The organism is Streptomyces carpinensis (genome assembly GCF_002154505.1).
Lineage (GTDB): Bacteria > Actinomycetota > Actinomycetes > Streptomycetales > Streptomycetaceae > Streptomyces > Streptomyces carpinensis.
Window position 1 is genome coordinate 1 of the sequence record NZ_MUBM01000748.1, and the last position, 662, is coordinate 662.

Genomic DNA, 662 nt, shown 5'->3' on the forward strand with positions numbered 1-662 from the left:
ACGGTCGACCTGGGACTACAGCTGGCGGGCCGCCGAGTTCACGGCGTGGGCCGAGCGGTGCGCGAAGGTGACGCGGATCGCCAACCCGGTCGACGTCCTGCGCTGGAACACCGACAAGCGTTACCTCGGGGACCTCGCCGCGGCCGGTGTGCCGGTCGTCCCGACCCGCTACCTCGCCCCCGGACAGGCCCCCGGCCTCGACGACCTTCCCGACGGGCACGAGTTCGTCGTCAAGCCGACCTTCGGGGCCGGCGCCCGGTTCGCCGCCCGGTACACGCCCGGCGAGCGGGAGACGGCCGTCGCCCAGGTGGCGCGGATGCACGCGGAGGGGCTGACCGCGATGGTGCAGCCCTATCTCACCCGTATCGACGTCAGCGGGGAGCGGGCGCTGCAGTTCTTCGGCGGCCGGCTGCTGCACGCCAGCCGCAAGCGGGCCGTGCTCTCGCCCGGGACGGCGTACGACGCCGACAAGGTGGCCCACCCGGATCTGGAGCCGTGGACCCCCGCGCCCGCCGAACTCTCCGTCGCGGAGCGGGCGTTGGCCGCCGTGCCGGGCACTGGCGGACTCGCCCCCGAGCTGCTCTACGCCCGCGTGGACCTCGCGGACGGAGAGGACGGCGAACCGCGTCTGATGGAGCTGGAACTGGTCGAGCCGAACCTGT

General features: G+C 73.9%; 1 protein-coding gene. It reads left to right on the forward strand.

The window, feature by feature from the left end; genetic code table 11:
* Positions 1–662, forward strand: a 662-nt coding sequence (locus BZY54_RS48505) for an ATP-grasp domain-containing protein (protein WP_086731586.1), incomplete at both ends; no start/stop codon positions are given.